We start from the raw sequence: 1,314 nt of genomic DNA on the forward strand, positions 1-1,314 counted from the left end.
CTGTCCTTAGCCTCCGCCATGACGACCGCGTCCACCTCGCAGGTGCTCATTCCCCTACTATTTTTTAACCAAACCAATAACAACCTCCTTAACCACTCAACCTACCTATCCTCCGACCCACTAACAACACCCCTTCTGACACTAACCGCTTGACTTCTACCCCTCATGATAATAGCTAGCCAGTACCACCTATGCAATGAACCCCCTTCGCAAAAAAAACTCTACCTCTCCACAATAATTTTCCTTCAAATCACCTTAATTCTAACATTCATGGCCACAGAATTAATCTTATTCTACATCCTATTCGAAACCACCCTTATTCCCACCCTAATCATCATCACCAAATGAGGTAACCAAGCAGAACGCCTCAACGCAAGCACATACTTTCTATTCTATACACTAACTGGCTCTCTACCCCTACTCATCATATTAACCTACACCTACAATAACGCAGGCTCATTAAATATCATACTACTAACACTCACAGACCAAAAACTAACAACCACCTGATCACACAACCTCGTCTGACTAGCATGCACGATAGCTTTCATAACAAAAATACCCTTATATGGCCTACACCTATGACTCCCAAAAGCCCATGTTGAAGCCCCTATCGCAGGCTCAATAGTCCTCGCCGCAGTACTCTTAAAACTAGGTGGCTATGGCATAATACGACTCACCCCTATTCTTAACCCCCTAACAGAATACATAGCCTACCCTTTCCTCATGCTAGCCCTATGAGGCATAATCATAACAAGCTCAATCTGCCTACGACAAACAGACCTAAAATCACTCATCGCATACTCCTCCGTAAGCCATATATCCCTAGTAATCATAGCCTCCCTCATTCAAACCCCCTGAAGCTTTTCTGGCGCAACCACCCTCATAATTGCCCATGGACTTACTTCCTCTATACTATTCTGCCTAGCTAACTCAAACTATGAACGCACCCACAGCCGCATTATAATACTCTCCCGAGGACTTCAAACACTACTTCCACTAATAGCCCTCTGATGATTCACAGCAAACCTTACCAACCTAGCCTTACCCCCCACCATTAATTTAATTGGAGAACTCTTCGTGATTACAGCCTCATTCTCTTGATCTCACATCACTATCGTGCTAACAGGACTTAACATACTAATCACAGCCCTCTACTCCCTCCACATATTCATTACAGTACAACGAGGAAAACTCACACACCACATAATTAACATAAAACCCCCTTTCACACGAGAAAATACACTAATATTCATACACCTTACCCCAATTATCCTTCTATCCCTTAACCCCAACATCATTCTAGGGTTCACC

The 1,314-nt window shown here is 43.5% G+C and carries 1 protein-coding gene and 1 pseudogene; both read left to right on the plus strand.

Annotation, left to right across the window (positions count from 1 at the left end; genetic code table 11):
• The first annotated feature begins 165 nt into the window (after nt 1–165).
• The gene (locus tag ACFIJK_RS09205) at nt 166–348 is read left to right on the plus strand and encodes a hypothetical protein (RefSeq protein WP_375627580.1); all 183 of its coding nucleotides are present in this window, start codon (nt 166–168) and stop codon (nt 346–348) included.
• Between the two features lie 15 nt (nt 349–363).
• Nucleotides 364–1,014 (plus strand): annotated as a pseudogene (locus tag ACFIJK_RS09210) (proton-conducting transporter membrane subunit); the annotation flags it as partial.
• Nucleotides 1,015–1,314: the final 300 nt, after the last annotated feature.

This window comes from Bartonella sp. PS17NMGDW, from assembly GCF_042193555.1.
GTDB lineage: Bacteria > Pseudomonadota > Alphaproteobacteria > Rhizobiales > Rhizobiaceae > Bartonella > Bartonella grahamii.